The sequence below is a fragment of the Candidatus Leptofilum sp. genome (assembly GCF_965223525.1).
Classification (GTDB): Bacteria; Chloroflexota; Anaerolineae; order Promineifilales; family Promineifilaceae; genus Leptofilum.
This window is the reverse complement of sequence record NZ_OZ245005.1, coordinates 1792591-1816064: the sequence shown is the minus strand read 5'-3', so window position 1 is coordinate 1816064 and position 23474 is coordinate 1792591. Positions and strand designations below refer to the sequence as shown.

Here is a 23474-nt window from a genome sequence, read left to right as displayed (position 1 = left end):
GAAGTTTAGGGAGTAAATCTGACGATGGTTCCACCAAAAGGAAAAATCGGCTACGGTGTTTGGAGAAGGCTATTTCTTTTCCGCCGCACAACAATCCACAAAACCATGCTGAGGGCGACCAAGATGGAAACAACAGTTGCCCAGGCGAGGGGCAAGTCTACGCCGCCGAGTGAGACAACGCGGCTGTCCAGGCGCACCGTTTCCAGCAGCGTACGGCCGATTGCATACATGATGAGATAAACGGCCGTCATCTCCCCAGCCAGCAACTTCTCCCGTCGTCGCCACAGCCAAATCAGCAAGCCAAAGGTAAGAAAGTTCCACAGTGATTCGTACAGGAAGGCGGGGTGGAAGGTGCTGAATTCGGCAAAGGCAGGCAGGCGGTTGACGGGATCGATGGTGATGGCCCAGGGGAGGTTGGTGGGACGGCCGTATAGCTCCTGATTCATAAAGTTGCCCCAGCGGCCAAACGCCTGCCCCAGCGCCACGCCGACTGCGGCCATGTCTGCCCAGGGCAGCAGCGGCAGCCGGTTACGCCAAGTAAAGTAGAGCAGCCCCAACGCTCCACCCGCCAAGCCACCGTAAATGCCCAGCCCACCGTTCCGCAGATTAAACAGTAGCTGCGGATTGCGGAAGTAATCCGCCGGGGATTCGATGCCAAAGGCTGCCATACTGGGAGACGGCGTAAACACATGGTACAGCCGCGCCCCAATCAGCCCCAAAATCAGGCAAATGAAGATGCCGTTCCACACATACTCCGGGTTCCAAATGCGCCAGGGGGCATCTTTTAGCCAGGTGGAATCGAAGTTTGGCAACGCTGCCAGCCCGGTCTGCACCGCTTTGCGCTCCTCATCTTTTAGGCGCAGACTGCGCGGGTCAGTTCCCCACAGCAGCAGCAGATCGCTGGCGGTTTGTACACCCTGTTTTTGCAGCTTGGTTTGGAGGGATTTGGGGAGGGAAACGGCCGTTACCGACAACTCTACCAACTCACGAGGAACGGCATCCAAAAAAGCCGCTCGCCACCGCTGCCAGGCCAGCCGGGAGATAACTAAAGCGCCCAAAGCAATGCCACCAACAATCAAAATGCCGTACCAATAAACTGGCAGTCCCAAAATGAAAAATGCCTCGGCCGCAGGCATCTGGCGCGTCCACAAATGGTAGATAAACAATCCAGCCAGCCCCAACGACCAGGCAACAATGATTATCCAGAATGGTTCAATTTTGGGTGGGCGTAACAGCTTTGGCGTGGCTCCCGCAACATCACCCATTATTCTTTACTGAATCGTCTGGTGTGCCATACGCTTGCTGCCAAACGGTATACATGCGCTGCCCCAGAGTAATGTAGGTGGCGACAGCCAAAATAATCATTGCCACATCAGGCAAGTTCAGGAAAAGGAACAAAATCATTACAAAATACCGTTCAACGCGGCTGGCAATGCCCACTTTACAGTCGTAACCCAGTGCCTCTGCGCGGGCGCGGGCATAGCTCACCATGATCGAGCCGGTAATCGCCAGGTAGGCCACGCCCAGCATCACCGCATTTTCTGAATTCATGTAAAACAGAATGAAGCCGCCAAACAGTATGATTTCGGCCAATCGATCCAGTGTGGAGTCTAAAAATGCGCCAAAGCCGCCTTGTTTGCGTCCTAGCTTACGGGCCAATGCGCCGTCAAACGCATCCAGCGGGGCAATAAAAAAGATGGCAACGGCCGCCCAGGTCATCTGGCCGATGGCAATGAGCCAAGCAAACAAAAAGTGAGACAACATGCCAATCACGGTGAGGGCATCTGGAGAAAAGCGATAACGTGCCAAATAGTCAACGATGGGCTCAATGATGAATTTGGTATTGGCGCGCATGAAGTCAGTTAATGTTTTGCGCTCTTTTACTGGCGGAACAGTTTTGGTGTCCATAAATACTCACATCGTCCAATTGGTCTGGACGCTTTTGCTTAACTTTGTCAGCGGATGCTATCTAAACTGCGGTGTACTGTCAAGAAACGGCCGTTACCATCCATCTAGCCGGAAGCCGAGCCAGGGAACCTGCATTTCGGCATGGTTCAAGCCACCGTGCCGCCCGATCATTTTGTGTGCCCACTCTCGTTCTGCTTCGGTGAATAGTGAGTATTCACCGCGCATGATGGCCATCACATCCCCCAAGCGGTCGGCAACGTTGGCGGCAAATGGTTCTGGCCCCAGCAATCCGGCCTGGAGCGCAACTTGGGAAGAAACGGCCGTCATCGCGTGTCCCAATTTTGTGTTGATATATTCAATTGTCGTCTCGTGGCAGCCGTGCTTGGTATACAAATACAGCACGCGCGGCTCCCCAGTGGGCCGCATAAACAGCATCTGCTCTAGTTGGGGATGGTCCGACAGGAAGATTTGGTGGGAGAGTGGCGTTAGCTCCTGCCCGTGATCAGCCACGATGAAAAGAGCCGTGTCCTGGCGAGCCGTTTCAGTTAGCGCATCCAAAAACTCAACTTTTAGCTGGTCAAAAATGGTGCGAACTTCGGCAGAAACGGCCGCACTTTGCCAAGTATGATAATGGCTGATGGTGTCAATGCTGGGCCAGTACGCATTGATGAACAGCGGCTCACCAGCCCGTTTGTGCAGCAGCTCCCGCATCTGCACCAGCATGTCGGCAAAGCTCACCACGCCAAATGATTCCGTCACGCCCCGCCCATGAATCTTACTCAAAACCGAGTTAACTATCTCTTTGCCCTTAAACGCATACGTCGGAATGCCAGCGTTGCCAAGCTGCTCGCCGACGCCAGGATGCTGCAAAAAAGTTTCCGGATCAAGTCCCGCATCCACCAAAGCGTCCTTCGCCTTGTAAAAAAGTGGCGAAAAATCGAGCATCCCCGCTGATACGGCAAACTCCGGGAAGAAGAGCCTCAGCCCCGCCAACCCATGCTGCGCCGGAGCAGAACCAGTCCACAGGCTGCTCAACGCTGCGACGGTGGTAGAGGGAAAAATCGAGGTGAGTTGGTTGGTAATGGTGGCTTTGTGGGAGACGGCCGTTACCAAACTGTGTCGCGCCTGAAACAAATTCCAGCCAAACCCATCCAGCGTCAGCAAAACCACCCGCTTCACATCCCCCATAGGCTTCCACATCGCCTCTGGTAATTCAGATAAACCTGCTAGATTCACACCTAACAGCTTTGCCACCGTCGCAGGCACATTGGCAATCGAGCCGTCTGCATAATTTGGCAGCGTGAATTCATCTGGTACAGGCAAAAATTGTGAAATCTCTTTTTCAATCATGGTTCAACACAACTCCCTTCCTATTTTTGCTATAATTTTGTGCATCAATCGTCAATCGGCATAACCAAACAAGGAGAGCTTTGATGCGTTATGAAATAAATGGAACGACCCTGCAAACGTTAGATATTTTTCTAAAAAGCGGTGAATCCATCTTTACAGAGTCGGGGGGCATGGCCTGGATGAAAGGCCACGTGGAGATGAATACCAACACCCGTGGCGGCTTGCTCAAAGGATTAGCCCGCAGCTTGTCTGGTGAATCGCTCTTTTTAACCACCTACACCGCCAAAGGGGATGAAAGCATGATAACGTTCACGCCTGAAGCGCCTGGCTCAATTTTGCCCGTTGCGCTGGGCAGTGGCGAAAGCCGCATCTGTCAAAAAGATGCCTTCATGGTTGCTGAGGATTCTGTTACCCTGGAAATGCACTTTCGGCGCAAGCTTGGCAGCGGCTTATTTGGTGGTGAAGGGTTCATCTTGCAAAAGCTCACCGGCCCCGGCATTTCCTGGGTAGAAATTGCGGGCGAAGTACGAGAATATACATTGCAACCGGGCGAAACTATGCAGGTAGACCCTGGCCATATTGCTATGTACGAGCCATCAGTTAATTATGACATTCAGCGCGTCAAAGGCGTCAAAAACATGCTCTTTGGCGGCGAAGGGCTATTCCTAGCCACACTTACCGGTCCGGGCAAAATTTGGTTACAAAGCCTGCCATTGTCTAATCTAGCCTCAAAATTGATGCAGTATATGCCTATGAAATCGGGCGGCTAATTTTAACGGACTAAGAAAAAAGCCAGGGACGTCCCTGGCTTTTTTTCGGCATATTAAGTTACGGCCGTATCACACAGCCATTTTCCGTGCAACAAATGAAACGGCTGCACGCTTCTCACACTTTAACGAGGGTGTTGAGCTAATTTACTGTAAAGAATCGCGCATTGCACCCATGCGGGAAGCAACGCTGCTATCAACCACTTTATCGCCAACGCGCACAACCAATCCACCCAAAATAGTTGGGTTAACCTTAAAGGCTACTTCATCCAACCCCAGGGCTTTCTTCACCTCAACCTGCTCCGCATCTGTCAAAGGCAATGCACTCGTAACCTCACCAGCAGAACCAGACAAATTAGCAGCATCGGCCGGAACTTTGGCAAAGAAGTCAGCAATGATAGCCCGCTGACGGCTTTCATCCAGCGATTCGCCAACCAGCTTATTGGCAGCCGCAATCGCAATTGAAGCCACCTGACCACGCAAGTCAGCCAAAATCTGGTCACGCTCTGCTTCTGCATCTGCCGCAGCTGCCTCCTTGATGGCTTTCGCTTCTTCGCGAGCCTGCGCCAAAATACCATTGGCCTGATTTTCAGCCTGAACCGTCGCGTCCTGGCGCACCTTGTTTGCTTCGGCGCGAGCCTCATCTAAAATTTTCTTCACGTCTGCGTCTGCGTTATCACGCGCAATGGCAGCCTGCCGAGCATCTTCCAGACCTTTAGCAATTTTTGCTTTGCGTTCATCCAATACACGCAACAACGGTTTATAAACCAAACCGGTCAGCAGCAAAATCAATGCCCCAATGCCAAAGATCTGCATCAACAGGTACCCTAAATTAATACCTAATGCTTCCATTTGTTTATCCTTCCTTTTTAGGCCGCACTATTTATTCGTTTTAGAGTACGAACAGAATAATCAAAGCCACAACCAGTGCGTAAATGGCAACTGCCTCAGCAAAGGCAATACCCAGAATCATATTTGTCTGAATGTTACCACCTGCGTCGGGGTTGCGAGCAATACCTTGCACAGCACCGCTTACCAAAATACCGATACCAGCACCGGCACCGATTGCACCAAACATAGCCAGCCCCGCACCAATTGCTTTAAGACCAGTTACCAATTCTAAAGCAGCTGCTTGATCCATAATGTTGTATCCTCCAGGAAATTTCTTCTTTTCTGTTTGGCAAAGATATGGATGATTCCAAAATCTTTATTGTTTACAAGACAAAATAGAGCTGCAGCAAAATGCCACAGCGAAAATTCAAATATTAATGATGATCGTCGTCACCGTGGGCATGGCTTTCAGTAGCGCTAACCATGAAAATGAGCATGAGCAGGCCAAAAACGGCCGCTTGAATCAAACCCACGAAGAACTCCAGGCCAAAGAACGCCATGTTGGCAATGGGTAACAGGAATGCCATGACGAAGAGGAGCACCATACCGGCAAACAAGTTACCCAAAAGACGGAAGGCAAACGAGATAATCTTGGAAATTTCACTGATTAACTCAAGGAAACCCACAATCGGATCAATTGCCTTAATTGGGTTCTTGGCCACCTGCTGCCCAAACCCCTTACCAATAAATGGGAAGAATTTAGACAAGTAATCCCGTGCGCCCAAATATTTGAAACCATAATATTGCACCATCACCATCGCAATGAGGGCAAAGGCCAAGGTGTAGTTCAAATCAGTCGCGCCAGGACGGAAGATTGGCACAATCGTCCAGTCAGCAGCATCTTTACTGTAACCGACTGGGCGTCCTTTGTCGTCCTCTTCTGGTTCCACATCTGTTGCGTTACTTTTGCGAATTAACAGGCTGCCAACACGCAAATCACCTTTGTTTTCTTCGTCAATTTCGTGTTCTAGCTCATGCAGAATTTCTTCTTCGGTTTCATGGCTCAAATGCCCGTCTTCCAGATGTACATCAATGTGAAAGCGATCTTCTAATTCAGCCACATACGCTGCTACGGCTCCTTCACCATCAATTTCCGCAGCAGCCAGACGATCTTCTATGGCGTCAATCTCTTGCTCTGCAAAGAAATGTGGCTTGAACTCCCAGAAGCCAATGCTGTCCCACCCTGGAATCAGACCCATCCAGTTGGTAATGAGAATGATCAGAATGAAAGACATGAACCAAGGGAAGAAATCTTTTACCTTGGGGCCAGCAATGTTTTCAGCAAAGTTGTAAGCACCTTCGATGAGCATTTCAAAGAGATTGTAAAAACCGGTGGGAACTTCATCGGCCGTTCGTGAGCCTGCCCGCAACGTAACCGCGAGTATGATAACAATAAGCCAGGCAAACAAAGCCGAAGCAAATGTATTGGTCATGCCGCCCAAAACTGTGCCAATAAAGGGCCAATCCTTTGTTCCAGGCCAAACTTCACCCGGTAGCTGAATAAACGGCCGTACCGGGCTCAAAAATGGCACGGCAGAAAGGACAATCATGCCAATAACAAACAAGAGAATAATGTATCGTTTTTTCATGTTTGTTTTTCTTCCTCATATTGTGCGAGTTGTTCTTCTTGTGTCTGCGCTTTCTTGGCAGCGTCTAGCTGCTTCTGCATACGCATTTGCATACGTAGGCCAATTTGAATCATAGCAAAAAGCGTCACCGGAAAGCTGCCAACCAAAAAAATGATGGTGAGGATATTTCCGGTATCGAAGAGTCGATCCAGGAGGTAGCCCGCACCAAAAGCCAAACCAATTACAATCACAGCCGCAGAAGACATCATGCAACCAATCTGGCTGGCCATGTTGACCATTACGGCCGTTTGGTTTAACTGCGAATTTTCAGACACAATTTACTTTTATTAATATGCGCGAGCTTGCGCATTATATCACAATCAAACATTGGGGCAATGCAAAATTGCCTATTTTCTCTGGTTTTTCTACCCACCAAAACCGACTAGTGAGAAGAAGGAAACCGCAGCTTCGCGGGTTAGCTCAAAGGTGGGTCCGGCATAAACACCTAGATAGATGATAACGGCCGTTGACAAGCCCAGCCCAACCCATGCACCACGGGAAACGGGTATTGATACATCCTGCTGTTCAGAATCATAAAGGTACATATATTTAATGACGTTGAGGTAATAGTACAGTGCCACAAACGCATTCAGGATGCCAATGAGTGCCAACCACCAATACCCAGCATCAACGGCCGCTTTGAAGATGAAAAACTTACCTAAAAAGCCAGCCGTCGGTGGAATGCCGCCTAGCGACAGCAAAGCAAACAGCATCACCAACGCCAGGTAAGGCGAGCGCTTGTTCAGGCCATACAAATCTTCCATCTGCTCCGACTTGGACACATTGCTAATAACAATGATGACCCCAAATGCAGCCACATTCGTGAACACATACATCAGCAGGTAGAACATCGTGGCACCAGAGCCATCGGGCGTAAGCGTTACCAACCCAATCATGGCGTAACCCGCCTGCGCCACGCTGGAGTAAGCCAGCAGACGCTTAATGTTGCGCTGGTAAATGGCCGCAAAGTTACCAATCGTCATGGTAATGATGCACATGGAAACCAACATAGGCCACCACGCCGTGCCCTGCCCTGGCTGACCAGTACTGCTGGGAATAAAGTTTAGCATTCCAGAGGTAAACACCCGCATAAACACGGCAAACCCGGCAGCTTTGGAAGCTGTGGAAACGAAGGCAGTGAACGGTGTTGGGCTCCCCTCATACACATCTGGCGTCCAGAAATGGAAAGGAACGGCCGAAATCTTAAAACCAAAGCCCACAATGATCATCGCCGCAGCAATCAGTAAAACAGCATTGATATTCTGCACATCAGCTAGCAAAGCCAGGTCGTTTTGCGCCTTAGCAATTTCGGCCGTTGGGATGCCGACAACCCTACTGCCAATCACATACAGATTTGTCTGGCCAGTGAGGCCATAAACAAGACTCATGCCATACAGCATCAACCCAGTGGCAAATGCACCGTAGACAAAATATTTCATTCCCGCTTCTGGGGAACGATCCTCCGTTTTAGCAAAGCCAGCCAAAACATAGGAGGAAATACTGGCCATTTCCAAACCAATGTACAACATGATAAGGTCAGCAGAGGCGCCCATCAGGCTAAAGCCCATCGTCGCCATAATGAGTAAGGCATAATATTCGATGGTTTGTAGCTTCTTAACATCCAAAGAAATCAGGCTCGTGGTAACCAGAGCCGACAGGAAAATCACTCTAAAAACTAAAGTAATTAAATCATGCCGAATCATACCGCCCCAAATAAGCGATTCCGGGAAGCTTGTGGCTGCGTTTGGCTCGCCACCGAGCAGCCACAAACCGACCGTACCCAGCAAAATGATCCCTGCTCCCCAGGCTGTCATCAAGCCAACATTGCGCTGGTTATTAAATGCCAACGTGCGGCTGTAAATTTGAATAGCCACTAGCAAAATTGCCAGAGAAATTTCAGGGGCAAGAGCCAAGTACCAGGAAAGTGTTGGTTCTATGCTCACTTATGCACCTCCCAACCATTGCAATAGATTGCTTGCCCCATCCCGCAGGGTATGGGCACCAACTTGCACTGTATCCAAAATTGTGAAAGCTTGCTGTGCTTCTTGCAAACGAGCCACCACTGGCTGAACCCCAGACTCAACCATCGGCACGATTATTTGGGGATAAACGCCGATAACAATCAAAATAACAGCAAAACCCACATAAACGACCTTGTCAATTGCCAAACTGGGGCGCATGTCATGCCATTTTTCTGCATCGTATTCGCCAAAGAACACTTTGCCGACGGCACGGAGAACGTATGCGGCCGTTATCACAATGGCCGGTGCAGAAAGAATAGCAATCCAACGGTAGTAGTTGGCCGGATTTAGCGCAAAGGCCGTACCGGTGAGACCCAGACCGTTGCCCTCCCAGACACCCAGGAAAATGGGGAATTCGGCCACAAAGCCGGAAAGTCCGGGCATACCCATAGAAACCAAACCACCAATAATGAAAGCGACGGCTGCCCAGGGCAGCACTTTAGCCATCCCGCTAAGGTCGTCCATGTTGCGGGTATGGGCGCGGTCATACACCATGCCCACCACAGAAAAGAAGAGGGCGGTCATAATACCGTGACTCACCATTTGCACCCCTGCGCCGATGAAGCCGTTCATGTTCATAGCGGCAAAACCCATCGCCACCAAGCCCATGTGGCTGACACTGGAGTAGCCGATGAGGTATTTCATGTCTCGCTGGCGCATGGCAATAAACGAACCGTATAGTACGTTAACCAGCGTGAGCAAGATGATAAATGGCATCCAGTAGACGGTGCCTTCTGGCAAAATCTGGATACCGACGCGCATGGAGGCATACGCACCCAGCTTCATTAGAACGCCTGCATGAATCATGGAAACGGCCGTTGGCGCCGCCACGTGTCCATCAGGAGACCAGTTGTGGAAGGGGAATGTACCCGCCAACACCGCAAAGCCCAGGAATAGGGGCAAGAACCAGATAATCTGCAAATTGGTGGCAAAATCAGCCTCAGCCCACACGCGCAGGTCAAAGGTTGGTTCTGGCAGTTGGAAGTAGAGCACCAGGAAGGCGATAAAGGAGATGAAACTGCCAATGAGCAGGTAAAGCGTCAGCTTCATCGCCGCGTATTCGCGCCGTTCCTTCCATCCCCAGATGACAATCATGACATACATGGGCAATACCGCCAGCTCGTAGAAGAAGAAGAGCAAGAAAGCGTCTACCGCCACAAATACACCATGCACACCAGCTACCAAAAGCATGAAAAAGGCAAAAAATTCGCGTGGCCGATCTTCAATGCCCCAGGAGATGAGCGTACCGCCTACCCCAACGATTGCCGTCAGAAACACCAGCGTTGCGCTCAAGCCATCCACACCCAGGTAGTAGTTAATGCCAATGCTGGGTATCCAGGCGTGTGATTCCTCAAATTGCAGCGTATTTGCCCACTGTGTTCCTGCGACTGGCAAATTGGCATTGTAGGAGAAATAGACGTAGGCTGACAAAATCAGGCCGATAATTGTGGCTGCCAACGCCAACATGCGCGCATTTTCCCCACGCTCTTTGGGAAGCATGAGGATAATAATGGCCGCCGCTATCGGAGACAGCGTGATGATTGATAAAAAGGGAAATTCCATAAATTCTCTTCCCGCATTGTGCAACGTAAGAAGTTCAACTCCCCGGAGAAGTTGAACTTCTTTGCACTAAAACAGTTTTGTAATTGTGTCGTTGATAAAGACTAAAATCCACTGTGGCCAGATGCCCAAGCTGAGCATGAGAGCCATGAGTGGCCAAATGACTAAATGTTCACGCAATGTCATATCTGGCAGGGAAGCCCATTTTTCTTTCACAGGCCCGTGCAGCGTTTCGCCAATGCCCTTCAAAATGTAAGCACCCGTCATCAACAAGCCCAGCATAGAGATCGCTAGCTGAACCGTGAAATAATTGATGCCCCAAGTGCCGCGCACAATCATAAATTCGCTGACGAAACCGTTCAAACCCGGCAATCCAAGCGAGGCCATGCTGGTAAAAATCAGAATGGTGCCAAAAACGGGCATGATGGTCCAGATACCGCCAAACTCTTTCAAATCTCGCGTGTGTGCCCTGTCGTAGATAACGCCAACAAGGAAGAACATGCCGGCTGCGGAAAGCCCGTGGTTCACCATCTGGAAGACGGCACCGCTGGTAGCCATGATGGCATCTGTGCTAACACCTGCGTCAGTAAAGGTACGGCCGTAAGCAAAGGCCATCACCGCAATCCCCAACACCACAAAACCCATGTGGTTAATGGAGGAGTAAGCGACCAATCGTTTGAAATCCCACTGACCAAAGGCAGCAAACCCACCCAGCACGATGCTTGCTGCACCGAGCCACGCCAGGATGACGGCCGTCTGGTTTGCCTGCTGTGGGAACAACGGAATAACCAATCGGACAAAGCCATACGCACCCAGCTTCAGCAAAACGCCCGCTAAAATCATTGATCCGGCCGTAGGTGCCTGGGTGTGTGCATCTGGCAACCAAGTGTGGAACGGCCAAATTGGCACCTTGATGGCAAAAGCAATGAAGAATGCCCAGTAGGCGATGGACTTCACAACCCCTACATCCAGACCCGTGCCAGCCAACGTGCCGCTGGTCGTGTTCACCCAAATATCCATCAAAGTGGGAATGTCAAACGTCCCCATCGAGAGACCAATCACCTGGATGGAGAGCAGCAAACCCAAACTTCCGGCCATCGTGTAAATAAAGAACTTAAACGAAGCGTAATCCCGGTCTTTGCCACCCCACAACTTGATGAGGAAATACATCGGAACCAGGCCAAACTCCCAAAAGACAAAGAAGATCATCAAATCGAGCGAGGCAAACAAGCCCAACATGGCCGTTTCCATAATGAGGAACAGCACCATGTACATTCGTACTTTCTCTTCAATGCTGAACGAGGCCAAAATAGCCAGCGGTGTCAAAATGACCGTTAGTAAAAAGAGCGGCAGGCTAATGCCGTCAATACCTATGTGGTAATTGGCACCAATTGCTGGAAACCATTCGGCAAACACCTCAAACTGGACGTCGGCGGTAGAGCGATTGTAGTTGAACCACATAATCAGCACAAAGACAATTGGCACGAGGCTCAACACAAACGTGAGGCGGCGAATCAGATTCTTCTCGTCCTCTGGCAGTAAAAATATAATGAGCGCCGCCAATGTCGGGAAGAAAATGGTTAAATTCAGCAGGTTGTCTTGAATAAAATCCATGTGAAATACCTAGTAGTCTAGCCACAGAGAGCACAGAGAGTTTTGAGGGGGTGGTTCATTTCTCAGATTCCTCTTTTTCCTCTGTGGCTTTTCAAATAAGTCCCAAGTCAGCCCCAATTTATGGGAACAAAAAACTCCTGATTTGATCCGACCAACCGTAATTGATCAGGAAAATAATCATGAAGGCCAGCGCAGCGGCAATAAGGCCAGAAACCAACACATATTCCTGCACCTTGCCCGTTTGCAGTTGGCGCACCTCGCGCGTTAGGGCCAGGAATTGGTCTTTTACCCAATCTACAGCGCGGCCAAAGACGGCCTCCTCGGTGACTTTGGCTGCGTGCCCAATGGCATAGAAAATGCGGGCAACCAAGTGAAGAATGCCATCAATGACGCCTTTGTCCATTACTTCAAAGACAATCACCTCAGAGAAGTAAACCACCGGGCGAATGAAAACAGCCTGGTACAACTCATCCCAGTACCACTTGTTTTGCAGGAAGTTGTGGAGGGGGCCCAACGGCCGTATCAACGGATCATCCTGGCCTTTGGTAAGCGGTTTACGGGCATACATCCAAAGACCCAGGACAATGCCACCAACCGCCACCACAACAGAAATGAACAACGGTTCCCAACTCCAGGGCAACGTCTCGATTTTGTGCGCTACAAAGTCATGCTTATAAAGCTCTGCGATTGGCTCCTCAATCGTCGCCCCCACAAAATGATGGAATAGGTTAACAAAGGTTTCACCCTTTTCTGTACCCAGGAAATTATCGGGAATACCCACCCAGCCAGCCGCCACCGCAAAAAAGGAAAGCAAAACTAGCGGGAGTGTCATGAAGCCGTTGCTCTCATGGGCATGTTCCGCCAGCGGCGTGCGTGGCTTGCCTAAAAAGGTCAGGCTAATCTGCCGCATGGTGTAAAACGCCGTCAAGAAAGCTGCCAACGCCAGCATAATCAGCACAATCAGGCCAATAATCTCTTTGTCATTATTCCAAACGTACCAGGCGTCCGCAAAAATTTCGTCTTTAGACCAGAACCCAGCGGTAATGAACGGCAAACCAGAAAGCGACAAGCCACCAATCAAAAATGTCCAGAAGGTAATCGGCATCTTATGGCGGAGGCCACCCATGTAGCGCATATCCTGCGGGTCGGTGTGGTGGTCATGCACATGCTCTGCCCCATGTTCCATCCCGTGAATCACCGAACCGGAAGCCAGGAATAGCAGTGCCTTGAAGAAAGCGTGGGTAATAAGATGGAACGCAGCGGCAATGTAAGCGCCAATGCCAATGGCCGCCACCATAAAGCCAAGCTGCGAAATCGTAGAGTAAGCCAGCACGCCCTTCACGTCGTTTTGAGCGACGGCAATGGTTGCAGCCATCAAGGCTGTAAACGCCCCAATGCCGGCAATCACCCAGCCAGCCCCCGTGCCTTCAATGGCTACAGAAATGAGCGGGAAAATTCGCACGATGAGGTAAACACCGGCAGAAACCATCGCGGCTGCGTGGATGGTGGCGCTAACAGGCGTGGGGCCTTCCATCGCGTCCGGTAGCCAGACGTGCAAGGGAAATTGTGCCGATTTACCCACCGTTCCGGTGAAGATGAGCAGTGCCATCACGCCCAACAAGCCAACGCCAATCTCCACGATCGCATGTTCCAGGCTGTGTGCGCTCAATGCTTCGCTAAAGTTTAGCGTACCAAAAGTGCGGTAAAAGAAAACAATACCCAGCAGCATCACCACATCCGCTACGCGGGTGGTCATAAATGCTTTAATAGCTGCTTTTCTTGGGGAAATGTGGGGAATGTCACCGGGTTCTAAATGGTAATCGCGTGCATACCAAAAGCCAATGAGCGAGTAAGAGCAAAAGCCCATGATCTCCCAACCAATGAAGAGCATGAGCAAATTGTCTGATACCACCAGCAGCAGCATCGCTCCGGCAAAAAGGCTCATTAGGGCAAAGAAGCGGGAGAACATTGGCTCTTCTTTACCATGATTGGGTGTACCGCGCACGGTTCCCGGTGGCTTGCCATAGTTGTGGTAGCCTACGCTGTAAATGAAAATCATGAAGACAGCGAAGGGAACCATGAATAGCATAACGGCCGTTAACGGATCAACCGACACGCCCAATTCCAACCAGGTGCCTTCAGCGTAATCGCCAATGGGTAACCAATCCACCGTGTCAGCAATCTGCACCGGATGCTCCAACAGCTCATGCGGGTGGCTGATGTCGTCATTCAGGTAGATGCCAAACATATGGAAGGCGATTGTCCAACTGATAACTAATGAGGCAATCACACCAGCCCAAGCCAACCCCCAGCTCAATGTCCGATTATGCTTGGTAAACAGCACAATCAGGAAAAACACCAAAAGGGGGCCAGCCGGAATCAGCCAGGTTAAAGTTTGTAATGTTTCTTGTGACATAAGGCGAAACTCTTCCCGTTGTTTCGGTAATCAGTAATCGGTTATCAGTAATCAGTGAATTTACCGATTACGGTTCACCGATAACCGTCGTTAGTTCTTTAGCAAGTCCAACTCTTCGGCGATAACTGAATCTCGACGGCGATAAATGGAAATAATAAGTGCCAGACCAACGGCCGCTTCCGCAGCGGCAACGGTCAGCACAAAAATCGTCCAGGCCCAACCAACCGGCGGTGCGCCCGGATTCAACACAGAGCCGTACCGCCAAAATGCAACCAGGTTGATATTCACAGCGTTTAGCATCAGCTCAACCGACATTAAAATGGCAACCGCATTACGACGAGCCACCACCCCGTACAATCCCACGCAAAACAGTAAGGCCGCAACCAGGAGGTACCAAGATAATGGAATCATGCTTCATCCTCCGAATATTCTGCCGGCCAGGCAATATAAATGGCACCAATGAGAGCCGCTAACAGCAAAACAGAGGCCATGATAAAGGGAATCACGTACCCGCTGGGGCTTACAAACGCTTCACCCAAGGCAACAACTGCCCCCTGCAACACATTGTCCGGCACTTGGGGACGGCCGTTTACCGTTTCTACCCCCCACCAGCGCACAATAACGGAGGCAAGCAGGGCAAATGTGCCAACGGCCGTTAGCAAACCCAGCCCCGCCTGGGAATTAAAAGCCGCTTCACGCGCCTGCATCATCCGGCGGGTTAACATGATGGCAAAAATGATCAAAATCGAGATAGCGCCAATGTAAACCAAAAGCTGGGCAGCAGCCAAGAAGCCCGCATCCAGCAAAATATACAGCCCGGCAACACCCAAAAAGGATGCCATCATTGCCAGGGCAGCGTGGAACAAATTGCGGTTTGTAACCACCACAATGCCTGTCCCCACTGTTAACAAACTAACTAAAATAAAAATTACTTGCTCAAGCGTCACAAGTCTACTCCTGTGAAGGCAAAAGTTTTTTGTGCGCCTCCGCTACTACCAGTGTTCAGTAATCTGTATACAGTTATCAGTGTGCCCTGCTACTATTGGGAAGCGTTCACTGAAAACTGACTACTGACTTCTGATTACCGATACTTGGCACACATGCAGTGCAAATTTAATGGGCAGGAACGGCCTCATGATGGTGATCATGAGCAGGTTCCATTTCCTCGGCTACATCAACGGGCTGGCCTTCATTTTCTGCCACTGCCAGGATGGGGCTCGTTATATTATGCAATTTCCGTTGGCGGCGCGCTGCCTGGCGCAACACCTCCAGACCCGCAAACCCAATAATGAGATTACTAACTAAATGAACGGCCGCACGCACCCAACTATCTTCCGTAATGCCAGGAATCAAGTCCAGCGCCAGCCGATCCAGCAGCGCCACAGACAGCAAAATCACCAACGTCAACGGAACCATAAATTTCCAGTTAAAGTTCAGCAATTGGTCAATTCGGAAGCGCGGCAGCGTCCCCCGCAGCCACATGAAAACAAAGAACACCAGCGCCGACTTGATAAGCAAAATCAACACGCCCAAACCGCGCCCCAGTTCAAACCCATTGGCCAAAACAATCTCTTCCAAACCAAAGAAGCGATACCCGCCCAAATAAGCCGTAGAAAAAAGACCACACATAAACATGATGGCCATATACTCAGCCGCCATAAAAAGGCCAAACACCATACCAGTGTATTCCGTGTGGAAACCGGCCACAATTTCAGATTCAGCTTCAAGTAAATCAAAAGGAGAGCGCCCAGTCTCTGCCAATGCAGAAACAAAGAAGATCAAGGCAGAAATTGGGGCAAAAACAACAAACGGAATGGCTTGTGCACCAACAATATCTACCGTAGACATGGAGCGAGCCAATATAATAGGAACGAGCAAAGAGAGAATCATGGGGACTTCGTAGCTCACTAACTGCGCCACAGCCCGGAAAGCACCCAAAAGCGCATACTTATTATTCGATCCCCATCCGGCCAACAAAATCGCCACAACCGACACAGAGCTGATGGAGAGAATGTAGAAAATCCCAACATTGAGGTCTACACCAATAACGCCCGGTGCAAATGGCAAAACGGCAAATAACAAAGCAGAGGTAATGACAGCCAGCGAAGGTGCTAAAAAGTAAGCGACCTTATCTGCGCCAGCCGGAACAATGAGTTCCTTGGTCATCATTTTGACCACATCGGCCACCATTTGCAGTGCGCCATATTTACCACCCACGCGGTTTGGCCCTATGCGATCCTGCATACGTGCCAACACCTTGCGCTCTGTCCAGCCCACAATAAAAACCATCAGCAGCGGAATGGTGGCGACAATGAGAATGCCCATGATGTCTAGCACAACGCTAACCCAGGGTTCGTCTCCCCAAACGCCAGCTAAATAATCGCCAGCGGTAAAATCCAAAATGCTTAAAATAAACTCTAGAAGATTAAAGCTCATGCGCTACTCCGTCTAAATCCATTCCAGCACGCCGCGTCCCCAGGCATACAACAAACCATCAGCCAACAAAACGATAAAGACGACAGCAGCGCCAATGGCAAAGAGGCCTAGCTGGTCATATGCTGCCGCAATGGGGAACAGGAACACAGCTTCGATATCGAAGATGACGAAAACAAGGGCATAAATGTAATACTGAACCTTGAACTGAACCCAGGCATCCCCCACAGTTTCAACACCACATTCATAGGTTTGCTGCTTAATTGGGTTGGGTTTTTGCGGGCCAAGAAGTCGGTTTATAACGATGGGCGCTACTGGAAATATGGGAGCCAGCAGCACAAACAAGACGATAAATTGCCACTCACTTTGCACGGGTGTTCTTCCTCCACTTGATAAGATGGGACGGCCGTTTTTCCCGGTTTTACTTAAGCAAATCACAATAGGACGGGGCACTCAATTTAAAGGACTTTTTGTGATTTGCTTAGCCAGTATTCAGCCGATAACAAAAACCCGGCAGAGCAGTGCAAAATGTTTCCGTTACGCTGCCTGCGGGTTTTGTAGACGTTGCCTTTTAATGTTCACAAACTATTTGTGAAATATATCCCATTTACCATCTCAGTTATAACACATGCAGATGACAAGGGCAAAGATAATCAAGGTATGAAATTCTAACAGAAACGAGGTAAGCGGCAATTTTTAACCGAGGAGAGATAAATTGGTTTTTGTGCCTGAAAACAGAATTTCTTTGGTACTATTCTCGCCTTTTTTTACTTTATCTTACGGCCGTATTCAGTTATACTTGCTCAAATCTTACGGTTTGTAAGATACACGTCCTAGCTAACAATCTCAACAATTTACCAATTACTAACAGCCATTACCAATTCATTAGTCCAATGAATTAAAAAATAAGAAAGAAGCTGCCTTATGCTTGACTCACCAATTGAATCACAAAAAATTATTGCTGTAGATGATAATGCGTTTACCCTGCGGATTGTGCAACACACGCTAGAACAGGCTGGCTACCAAGTGATGACAGCCGCCTCTGGCCAGGATGCACTCAAGTTAATCAACCGGCACGGAATGCCCCATCTGGCTATTGTTGACCTGCATATGCCCGTGATGAGCGGTTTTGAATTTTGCCATGCCGTGCGGGAATTTAGCGACATGCCGATTATTATGCTAACGGCCGTAAATACCGAAGAAACAATTATCGAAGGGCTGGAACAGTACGCCGAAGATTATATTGTAAAGCCATTTAACCCTGAAGAGCTAAAAGCACGGGTTGGGCGCGTGCTGCGCCGCATGGGCGATTACAACTACACGCTGGAATCCACTACCCGCATTGATGACCGCCTCATGGTTAACTTCCCCAACCGCGAAGCGTTGGTAGAGGGAGACCCCATTTCGCTCACCCCCACCGAAACCAAGCTGCTGTACATTCTAGTACGCAACTCCGGGCGAATTGTAACCACAGATTTCTTGCTAAACCGCATTTGGCCTATGGAAGAAGCGCAGGAGGATCGGCTGCATGTGCATGTACACCGGCTACGCCGTAAAATTGAGGTAAATCCCAACGAACCCACCTACATTGTAGCCGAGCGGGGTACGGGCTACCGCTTCACCTCTGTCAGCGAAGAATAATTTATCTCAAACAACCTCAATTAAATCAACAGTGCCGCTGCTAGCTCTTCTGGTAGCGGCATATTATTTTCCTCTAAAAGTTCAAAAAGATGCTCAACGCGTTCAGACAAAAATTGTTGCAATAATTTTGGCTGGGCCAGGTGGCAGCTATCTAAAACAGACCGCGCTTCCTGGGCAATTTCCATCATCTGAAAGACGCAATAGCTGGCCGCACCACTGCGTAGCAAAATTTGTTGGGCTTCTTCTAGCATGGCTGGCTGGTTGACCTGGGGCAGCAATTCTTCAAATCTGGCCTGATCAGGATGGTCTGCCAAACGCGCATACAAAATTGCCAAATTTCCGCCACCGCGCTGCCAGTCAGGGCTGGCTGGTGTTTGGTAAACATCTGCCAAATCATCACTTACCTGGATGAGCTTGCCAATAAGATGGCCAAAGTGACGGAGTTGGTGGGCAACGGCCGTATCTACCCCGCCGACCAACGCCCCCAAATAAAACCCTGCCCCGTAATAAGGCATACTTTTGGCTTCTACCGTTGCCCAATAGTGAGCTTCGTTTAATTCTGGCTGAACATCCAGATGCTGCCCTTGCGCGGTTTTCAGGTTTAGGTGAGCAAGTTCGGCCAAAAGCAGGGGAACGGCCGTTCCTGTTGTCCCCTGCACAATGCGGTAAGCCACCGCCTGAAAGGCCAGTGCCAGGTTAGCTGCCACCCCCGCACCTAACTGCCGATAAAGTCCCTTGGGATCATCATCCAAAATATCGTCAACCAGCACGATACTAATGTGGCAGCAGGCAACGGCCGTTACCAACGACACCACAGCAGCCACATCACCGCCAACGGCACGGCAGGCCAGTTCTGGTAGCCGCCACGAGCTAGGATTTTTAGCGTAATGGTGCCACACATCCTGCATGGCTGGCCAGGCAGCGACCTCTGGCTGCTGCTCAAAAACGGCACTCACTTCTGCCATGTCAATCATTAAACAAAATCCATTTTTTATTTTTTTTGGCAGAATTTGGTGAAATTTAGGCTCATGATTGTGTGCAGCCGACCTCTACACACAATCAAAAAGAAGGAGGATAGTATTTTACGGCCGTAGCCCCACCATCCCAAATGTTACCAATCCCAGTACCAACCCCAAACTTCTTGCTTCCGCAAGGCAGACAACTCTTTGTGGTCAGACACTTTGGTCAATTGGCGTAGAGCAGTCATCAGAGTATCTTCAGACTTGCCAGCTTTTAATAACAACTCGTTGAACTTTTGGATCGACATTGACTCTTTCATATCAGACATATCTCCTGCAAACTACTGAGCTATACCATCTACTGAAAGTTGGTCGGGAACTCCAGGTGCCGACGACGTCGTGGGGCAGCTATTACGGCACGCGATAGTAACAGCTAAAGGTAAGTGGCACTATTATAAACAAAACGTCAAGCCTTTGCATTGAAATAAGATGAGAAACGGCTCTAACGATAAATTTTCGGTATAATCCTGCATGTGACTACAAAACGAACCAATGAACAATGGCTGGCTGAACTTCGGCCAGAACACCCTAATTATGATACGGCCGTTGCTGATCTCAGTGCAGTTTTAACCAATGGACTTAAACGAGGTTTGCTCGCCAGAGTCAACACCTCCGCCCCAGAATTCCACACCCAGGCCGATGATTTTGCCCAAGAAGCCGTGCTCAAAGTGCTAGACAATTTAGATAGCTTTGCCGGACGCAGCAAATTTACCACCTGGGCCCACAAAATTGCTGTCTCTGTCGCCTTAACGGAATTACGTCGCAAACGCTGGCAAGACAGCTCCCTAGATGGCATCACAGAGTCGGATGGTAGCGGTGACTACACTCCCAGCTTTGTGGCTGACCAAGCACCAACTCCAGAAAATCGCACCGCTCGCGCCGAACTTCTTGCTTACGTGCAAAAGCTCATTGACCATGATTTAACGGAGCGCCAGCGCACTGCCCTCGTTGATTCGGTGATAAATGGCAAATCTACCAACCATATCGCCAGCAAATTAGAGATGAAGCCAAACGCCGTATACAAGCTGCTGCATGATGCCAGGGTTAAACTAAAGAAAAGTTTGGCGAAAGATGGATACACCCCCGGAGATATTTTGCAGGTTTTTGATTAAGCACTGTCTAAAAAAGTGACCTTTTTTTGCACCAAGTAAGAACAGCGTCCACAAACCCATCAAACAGGGCAAGAACAAAAGGTATGTCTCAACAAAGTAACCATGACTATTTGGAACCAGATCAAGAATCTGTTTAGCAGATCAAACCCAGATATAAACGAACCCAACCACTTTGCCAGTGGCGAAACGGCCGTTCCTGCTATGAACCAGCAAAATATGGTAGATCTGATGCACCGCCTGGAAAAAACGCTAGAAGGCACCTACTCCTGCGATGAAGCATATGCGCTGCTGGATGAGTACGTTGAGCTGGTGGCAGATAACGAAGAAGCCAGACAGCTCATGCCACTGGTCGAAACCCATCTCGACATGTGCCCAGACTGTCGTGATGAATTTGAACTGCTGCTGCAAATTCTAAAAACGGCCGATACGGAGGAATAGGCAGCATCCCCAAACTCTCAAACAGAAGTCACCCCTTTACCAAATTATTAAGTTAAGGAGAAAACAAGATGGCAAAAGCAATCTGGAATGGTGTTGTGTTAGCAGAAAGTGACCAAACCGAAATGGTTGAAGGCAATCATTACTTTCCGATTAACAGCATTAACCGTGAATATTTTAAGGAAAGCAGCTACCAAACAACCTGCCCCTGGAAAGGCGTCGCCAGTTATTACACCATTGAAGTAGATGGGCAGAAAAACGAAAACGCAGCCTGGTATTATCCCACCCCTAAAGACGCTGCCAGCAACATTAAGGATCATGTGGCCTTCTGGCGTGGTGTGCAGGTGCAAGACAGTTAAAAACAAGGAATCGTCTTGAATACTGGTTCAACACCGTGAATGAAAATCGTATTGCGTATTCCGTCAGCTTTTACGAAATACGCAATACGCAACATTTACGAAGGAGAAACGATGCTACTTGCTGGCGATATTGGCGGCACGAAAACAGTACTCGCGCTATTTTCGACAGCCGTTTCGGTTGAGTCGCGCCATCCCCTGCATTTACAAACCTTTCCAAGCGGCCGTTTCACCTCGTTAGAGGCAATCATTGCCCAATTTTTGCAAGACAAGGCTGTCGGCATTGAAGCTGCCAGCTTTGGCGTCGCTGGCCCGGTGGTAAACGGCCGTTCCCAAATTACCAACCTACCCTGGATAATTGACGCTGCCACCATCAGCCAAACCTTTGGCATTGAACACGTAGCACTGCTCAACGACCTGGAAGCCATTGCCAACGCCGTGCCCCATCTGCAAACCGATGATCTAGCAACGATTAACGAAGGGCAAGTCGAACCAAGTGGGGCCATTGCCGTGATTGCCCCGGGCACCGGTCTAGGCGAAGCATTCCTCACCTGGGATGGACAGCGCTACCAGGCCCACCCTTCTGAAGGGGGGCACGCTTCCTTTGCCCCCACCAACGCGGAGCAGCGAGCACTTCAGGCCTATCTGGAGCAGAAATTTGACCACGTCAGCTTCGAGCGCGTCTGCTCTGGCAGTGGTATACCCAATCTGTACGAATTTTGGCGGCAGGACGGCCGTTTCCAGGAACCAGAATGGCTACGTGAGCAAATCGTACAGGCCGATGATCCCACACCGGTGATTGTAGAGGCAGGGTTGGCCAAAACGGCCGACATTTGCACAGCAACGGTGCAACTTTTTGTAGATATTTTGGCCGCTGAAGCCAGCAACATGGCACTAAAAGTATTGGCCACAGGTGGCGTTTACCTGGGCGGTGGCATTCCACCCCGCCTGCTCAACCTGCTGCAAACGGAGCGATTCATCTCTGAGTTTGGAGACAAAGGCCGCTTTTCTAGCTTGCTTTTGGCAATGCCAGTGCAAGTGATATGCAATCCGCAAGTCGCACTGTTGGGCACGGCCTGGGCCGGAATGGATTTGCTACATGACTAAACCATTCACGCTACATATTCTGGATTCACCCGAATCATTCAACCAGTTTGGCGCACGGTTGCTCACTGAGCTGGCCCAAGAAGCTGTTGCCCAACGCAACCGTTTCAATATCGCCCTCTCTGGCGGTGGAACCCCAGCCAGCATTTACAAACTGTGGGGAGAACGGCCGTACCGTGACCAAATGCCCTGGCAGCAAACCCACCTCTTTTGGGGGGATGAGCGATTGGTGCCACCAGACGATCCCGGCAGCAATTTTAGGCAAATCAACACGCTACTGCTCAAAAACGTGCCCATCCCCAAAGAAAATATTCACCGAGCTAAGGGTGAATATGCTGTGGAAACGGCCGTTGCTGATTACACAACTCAGCTAAAAACCATTGCCCAAGCTGGCGCGCCGCCCATCTTCGATGTGGTTTTGCTAGGCATGGGCAGCGATGGCCACACCGCCTCCCTCTTTCCCGGCTCGCCACCACAGCAGTCAGAATGGGTCGTCAGCGTCACAGTAAATTATGACGGCCGTCCCGCCCAGCGCATCAGCCTCACCCCCACAATTATCAACTGCGCCCGCCACATCATCTTTTTAGTGAGCGGTGGCAGCAAAGCAACTATGCTACAAAACGTACTTTACGGCCCCTACCAGCCAGATCGGCTCCCTGCCCAGCGCATCCAACCCACGCACGGCACGCTCATCTGGGTATTGGATACGGCCGTAGCCCAGAACCTAATTCATCCTTCATAATTCATAATTTGCACAGGAGACCATCATGACCGTAACCGCCCGCAGCCTCAAGAACCTGCAAGTTGAAATTCAGGCCAGCAACCACGCCATTTTGGCCGATGAGCCAATCCGCGACGGTGGCGATGACGCAGGCCCCAGCCCATATGATCTGCTGCTCAGTTCACTAGCCGCCTGCAAAGTAATGACCGTGCACCTTTACGCTCGGCGCAAGCAGTGGCCGGTTGAAACCGTTTCCCTCACCCTCAACCACCGCAAAATTTCTGCCGACGAATGTGAAGATTGCCAGACGCAGGGCAAGGCCAAAGTAGACATTATTGAATGTGAAATAAGTTTTGATGGAGATTTAGACGAGGCACAAATCAAGCGCCTGGCAGACATTGCAGACCGCTGCCCGATTCACCGCACCCTCACCAGCGAAACGAAGATACGAACGGCCGTTTTAAGTTAGCGGTTAGTGATTAGTGGCTGGTACAAACA

At 50.0% G+C, this 23474-nt stretch carries 25 protein-coding genes; 8 read left to right on the top strand and 17 right to left on the bottom strand.

Features of this window, described 5'->3' with window-relative positions; translation table 11 throughout:
* Nucleotides 1-50 precede the first annotated feature (50 nt).
* The 3 genes from lgt to ACOQPM_RS24820 all read right to left on the bottom strand — a co-directional run bounded on the left by lgt (nucleotide 51) and on the right by ACOQPM_RS24820 (nucleotide 3258).
* Nucleotides 51-1265 carry a prolipoprotein diacylglyceryl transferase gene (gene lgt / locus ACOQPM_RS24830; protein ID WP_420631085.1) on the bottom strand — a complete coding sequence of 405 codons (1215 nt, stop codon included), beginning with the start codon at nucleotides 1263-1265 and terminating at the stop codon, nucleotides 51-53.
* Nucleotides 1258-1908, bottom strand: coding sequence for a CDP-alcohol phosphatidyltransferase family protein (locus ACOQPM_RS24825; RefSeq protein ID WP_420631084.1), 651 nt, complete (start codon nucleotides 1906-1908; stop codon nucleotides 1258-1260). The genes lgt and ACOQPM_RS24825 overlap by 8 nt, the downstream gene beginning before the upstream one ends.
* A gap of 93 nt (nucleotides 1909-2001) precedes the next feature.
* A complete protein-coding gene (locus tag ACOQPM_RS24820; RefSeq protein WP_420631083.1) occupies nucleotides 2002-3258 on the bottom strand; it encodes an alkaline phosphatase family protein in 1257 nt (418 codons plus the stop codon).
* Between the two features lie 83 nt (nucleotides 3259-3341).
* On the opposite strand from ACOQPM_RS24820, the gene ACOQPM_RS24815 reads away from it, so the two are divergent.
* Nucleotides 3342-4028 carry a TIGR00266 family protein gene (locus tag ACOQPM_RS24815; protein WP_420631082.1) on the top strand — a complete coding sequence of 229 codons (687 nt, stop codon included), beginning with the start codon at nucleotides 3342-3344 and terminating at the stop codon, nucleotides 4026-4028.
* A gap of 144 nt (nucleotides 4029-4172) precedes the next feature.
* Here ACOQPM_RS24815 and atpF read toward each other — a convergent pair whose 3' ends face one another.
* The 12 genes from atpF to ACOQPM_RS24755 all read right to left on the bottom strand — a co-directional run bounded on the left by atpF (nucleotide 4173) and on the right by ACOQPM_RS24755 (nucleotide 16960).
* Nucleotides 4173-4877 carry a F0F1 ATP synthase subunit B gene (atpF, locus tag ACOQPM_RS24810; RefSeq protein ID WP_420631081.1) on the bottom strand — a complete coding sequence of 235 codons (705 nt, stop codon included), beginning with the start codon at nucleotides 4875-4877 and terminating at the stop codon, nucleotides 4173-4175.
* A gap of 40 nt (nucleotides 4878-4917) precedes the next feature.
* Entirely contained in the window at nucleotides 4918-5166 is a 249-nt protein-coding gene (gene atpE / locus ACOQPM_RS24805) for an ATP synthase F0 subunit C (protein WP_420631080.1), read from the bottom strand.
* 124 nt (nucleotides 5167-5290) lie between these two features.
* On the bottom strand, nucleotides 5291-6505 hold the full coding sequence (locus ACOQPM_RS24800; protein ID WP_420631079.1) for a F0F1 ATP synthase subunit A: 1215 nt from the start codon (nucleotides 6503-6505) through the stop codon (nucleotides 5291-5293).
* Nucleotides 6502-6819, bottom strand: coding sequence for an AtpZ/AtpI family protein (locus ACOQPM_RS24795; protein ID WP_420631078.1), 318 nt, complete (start codon nucleotides 6817-6819; stop codon nucleotides 6502-6504). Before ACOQPM_RS24795 ends, ACOQPM_RS24800 begins: the two co-directional genes overlap by 4 nt.
* Before the next feature lie 90 nt (nucleotides 6820-6909).
* Nucleotides 6910-8487, bottom strand: a complete 1578-nt coding sequence (locus tag ACOQPM_RS24790) for an NADH-quinone oxidoreductase subunit N (RefSeq protein ID WP_420631077.1) — start codon at nucleotides 8485-8487, stop codon at nucleotides 6910-6912.
* Nucleotides 8488-10128: a complex I subunit 4 family protein gene (locus tag ACOQPM_RS24785; RefSeq protein ID WP_420631076.1), complete on the bottom strand. Its 1641-nt coding sequence runs from the start codon at nucleotides 10126-10128 to the stop codon at nucleotides 8488-8490.
* 66 nt (nucleotides 10129-10194) lie between these two features.
* Entirely contained in the window at nucleotides 10195-11739 is a 1545-nt protein-coding gene (locus tag ACOQPM_RS24780) for a complex I subunit 4 family protein (RefSeq protein ID WP_420631075.1), read from the bottom strand.
* Between the two features lie 118 nt (nucleotides 11740-11857).
* The gene (gene nuoL / locus ACOQPM_RS24775; protein ID WP_420631074.1) at nucleotides 11858-14155 is read right to left on the bottom strand and encodes an NADH-quinone oxidoreductase subunit L; all 2298 of its coding nucleotides are present in this window, start codon (nucleotides 14153-14155) and stop codon (nucleotides 11858-11860) included.
* A 90-nt stretch (nucleotides 14156-14245) separates the two neighbouring features.
* The gene (gene nuoK, locus ACOQPM_RS24770; protein WP_420631073.1) at nucleotides 14246-14566 is read right to left on the bottom strand and encodes an NADH-quinone oxidoreductase subunit NuoK; all 321 of its coding nucleotides are present in this window, start codon (nucleotides 14564-14566) and stop codon (nucleotides 14246-14248) included.
* Nucleotides 14563-15102, bottom strand: coding sequence for an NADH-quinone oxidoreductase subunit J (locus ACOQPM_RS24765; RefSeq protein WP_420631072.1), 540 nt, complete (start codon nucleotides 15100-15102; stop codon nucleotides 14563-14565). Before ACOQPM_RS24765 ends, nuoK begins: the two co-directional genes overlap by 4 nt.
* A 166-nt stretch (nucleotides 15103-15268) precedes the next feature.
* Nucleotides 15269-16591: an NADH-quinone oxidoreductase subunit NuoH gene (gene nuoH / locus ACOQPM_RS24760; RefSeq protein ID WP_420631071.1), complete on the bottom strand. Its 1323-nt coding sequence runs from the start codon at nucleotides 16589-16591 to the stop codon at nucleotides 15269-15271.
* Nucleotides 16592-16603: 12 nt separating this feature from the next.
* Entirely contained in the window at nucleotides 16604-16960 is a 357-nt protein-coding gene (locus ACOQPM_RS24755) for an NADH-quinone oxidoreductase subunit A (protein WP_420631070.1), read from the bottom strand.
* A 552-nt stretch (nucleotides 16961-17512) separates the two neighbouring features.
* Between ACOQPM_RS24755 and ACOQPM_RS24750 the strand changes: the two genes are divergently transcribed.
* The gene (locus ACOQPM_RS24750; RefSeq protein WP_420631069.1) at nucleotides 17513-18229 is read left to right on the top strand and encodes a response regulator transcription factor; all 717 of its coding nucleotides are present in this window, start codon (nucleotides 17513-17515) and stop codon (nucleotides 18227-18229) included.
* A gap of 20 nt (nucleotides 18230-18249) precedes the next feature.
* On the opposite strand, the gene ACOQPM_RS24745 is transcribed toward ACOQPM_RS24750, so the two are convergent.
* Together ACOQPM_RS24745 and ACOQPM_RS24740 are read right to left on the bottom strand one after the other, a co-directional pair.
* The gene (locus ACOQPM_RS24745; protein WP_420631068.1) at nucleotides 18250-19203 is read right to left on the bottom strand and encodes a polyprenyl synthetase family protein; all 954 of its coding nucleotides are present in this window, start codon (nucleotides 19201-19203) and stop codon (nucleotides 18250-18252) included.
* Nucleotides 19204-19340: 137 nt separating this feature from the next.
* Complete coding sequence (locus ACOQPM_RS24740) at nucleotides 19341-19517, bottom strand: hypothetical protein (RefSeq protein ID WP_420631067.1); 177 nt, start codon at nucleotides 19515-19517, stop codon at nucleotides 19341-19343.
* A 204-nt stretch (nucleotides 19518-19721) separates the two neighbouring features.
* Here ACOQPM_RS24740 and ACOQPM_RS24735 point away from each other — a divergent pair, with 204 nt between their 5' ends.
* The 6 genes from ACOQPM_RS24735 to ACOQPM_RS24710 all read left to right on the top strand — a co-directional run bounded on the left by ACOQPM_RS24735 (nucleotide 19722) and on the right by ACOQPM_RS24710 (nucleotide 23445).
* Nucleotides 19722-20360, top strand: a complete 639-nt coding sequence (locus tag ACOQPM_RS24735) for an RNA polymerase sigma factor (protein ID WP_420631066.1) — start codon at nucleotides 19722-19724, stop codon at nucleotides 20358-20360.
* A 102-nt stretch (nucleotides 20361-20462) separates the two neighbouring features.
* The gene (locus ACOQPM_RS24730) at nucleotides 20463-20798 is read left to right on the top strand and encodes an anti-sigma factor family protein (RefSeq protein ID WP_420631065.1); all 336 of its coding nucleotides are present in this window, start codon (nucleotides 20463-20465) and stop codon (nucleotides 20796-20798) included.
* 68 nt (nucleotides 20799-20866) lie between these two features.
* Nucleotides 20867-21154, top strand: coding sequence for a DUF427 domain-containing protein (locus ACOQPM_RS24725; RefSeq protein ID WP_420631064.1), 288 nt, complete (start codon nucleotides 20867-20869; stop codon nucleotides 21152-21154).
* 111 nt (nucleotides 21155-21265) lie between these two features.
* Nucleotides 21266-22258 (top strand): glucokinase, encoded by a 993-nt coding sequence (glk, locus tag ACOQPM_RS24720; protein ID WP_420631063.1) that lies wholly within the window; start codon nucleotides 21266-21268, stop codon nucleotides 22256-22258.
* Nucleotides 22251-22997, top strand: a complete 747-nt coding sequence (pgl, locus tag ACOQPM_RS24715) for a 6-phosphogluconolactonase (RefSeq protein ID WP_420631062.1) — start codon at nucleotides 22251-22253, stop codon at nucleotides 22995-22997. Before glk ends, pgl begins: the two co-directional genes overlap by 8 nt.
* A 25-nt stretch (nucleotides 22998-23022) precedes the next feature.
* Nucleotides 23023-23445 (top strand): OsmC family protein, encoded by a 423-nt coding sequence (locus tag ACOQPM_RS24710; protein WP_420631061.1) that lies wholly within the window; start codon nucleotides 23023-23025, stop codon nucleotides 23443-23445.
* Nucleotides 23446-23474 lie beyond the last annotated feature (29 nt).

What these genes read in the sequence shown, in the direction of transcription:
- ACOQPM_RS24800 (WP_420631079.1), bottom strand. Translation starts at nt 6,505, where the DNA reads ATGAAAAAACGATACATTATTCTCTTGTTTGTTATTGGCATGATTGTC.
- ACOQPM_RS24750 (WP_420631069.1), top strand. Translation starts at nt 17,513, where the DNA reads ATGCTTGACTCACCAATTGAATCACAAAAAATTATTGCTGTAGATGAT.
- ACOQPM_RS24730 (WP_420631065.1), top strand. Translation starts at nt 20,463, where the DNA reads ATGACTATTTGGAACCAGATCAAGAATCTGTTTAGCAGATCAAACCCA.
- ACOQPM_RS24740 (WP_420631067.1), bottom strand. Translation starts at nt 19,517, where the DNA reads ATGTCTGATATGAAAGAGTCAATGTCGATCCAAAAGTTCAACGAGTTG.
- glk (WP_420631063.1), top strand. Translation starts at nt 21,266, where the DNA reads ATGCTACTTGCTGGCGATATTGGCGGCACGAAAACAGTACTCGCGCTA.
- ACOQPM_RS24815 (WP_420631082.1), top strand. Translation starts at nt 3,342, where the DNA reads ATGCGTTATGAAATAAATGGAACGACCCTGCAAACGTTAGATATTTTT.
- ACOQPM_RS24785 (WP_420631076.1), bottom strand. Translation starts at nt 10,128, where the DNA reads ATGGAATTTCCCTTTTTATCAATCATCACGCTGTCTCCGATAGCGGCG.
- nuoK (WP_420631073.1), bottom strand. Translation starts at nt 14,566, where the DNA reads ATGATTCCATTATCTTGGTACCTCCTGGTTGCGGCCTTACTGTTTTGC.
- ACOQPM_RS24710 (WP_420631061.1), top strand. Translation starts at nt 23,023, where the DNA reads ATGACCGTAACCGCCCGCAGCCTCAAGAACCTGCAAGTTGAAATTCAG.
- nuoH (WP_420631071.1), bottom strand. Translation starts at nt 16,591, where the DNA reads ATGAGCTTTAATCTTCTAGAGTTTATTTTAAGCATTTTGGATTTTACC.
- ACOQPM_RS24780 (WP_420631075.1), bottom strand. Translation starts at nt 11,739, where the DNA reads ATGGATTTTATTCAAGACAACCTGCTGAATTTAACCATTTTCTTCCCG.
- ACOQPM_RS24745 (WP_420631068.1), bottom strand. Translation starts at nt 19,203, where the DNA reads ATGATTGACATGGCAGAAGTGAGTGCCGTTTTTGAGCAGCAGCCAGAG.
- ACOQPM_RS24820 (WP_420631083.1), bottom strand. Translation starts at nt 3,258, where the DNA reads ATGATTGAAAAAGAGATTTCACAATTTTTGCCTGTACCAGATGAATTC.
- atpE (WP_420631080.1), bottom strand. Translation starts at nt 5,166, where the DNA reads ATGGATCAAGCAGCTGCTTTAGAATTGGTAACTGGTCTTAAAGCAATT.
- ACOQPM_RS24825 (WP_420631084.1), bottom strand. Translation starts at nt 1,908, where the DNA reads ATGGACACCAAAACTGTTCCGCCAGTAAAAGAGCGCAAAACATTAACT.
- lgt (WP_420631085.1), bottom strand. Translation starts at nt 1,265, where the DNA reads ATGGGTGATGTTGCGGGAGCCACGCCAAAGCTGTTACGCCCACCCAAA.
- nuoL (WP_420631074.1), bottom strand. Translation starts at nt 14,155, where the DNA reads ATGTCACAAGAAACATTACAAACTTTAACCTGGCTGATTCCGGCTGGC.
- pgl (WP_420631062.1), top strand. Translation starts at nt 22,251, where the DNA reads ATGACTAAACCATTCACGCTACATATTCTGGATTCACCCGAATCATTC.
- ACOQPM_RS24725 (WP_420631064.1), top strand. Translation starts at nt 20,867, where the DNA reads ATGGCAAAAGCAATCTGGAATGGTGTTGTGTTAGCAGAAAGTGACCAA.
- atpF (WP_420631081.1), bottom strand. Translation starts at nt 4,877, where the DNA reads ATGGAAGCATTAGGTATTAATTTAGGGTACCTGTTGATGCAGATCTTT.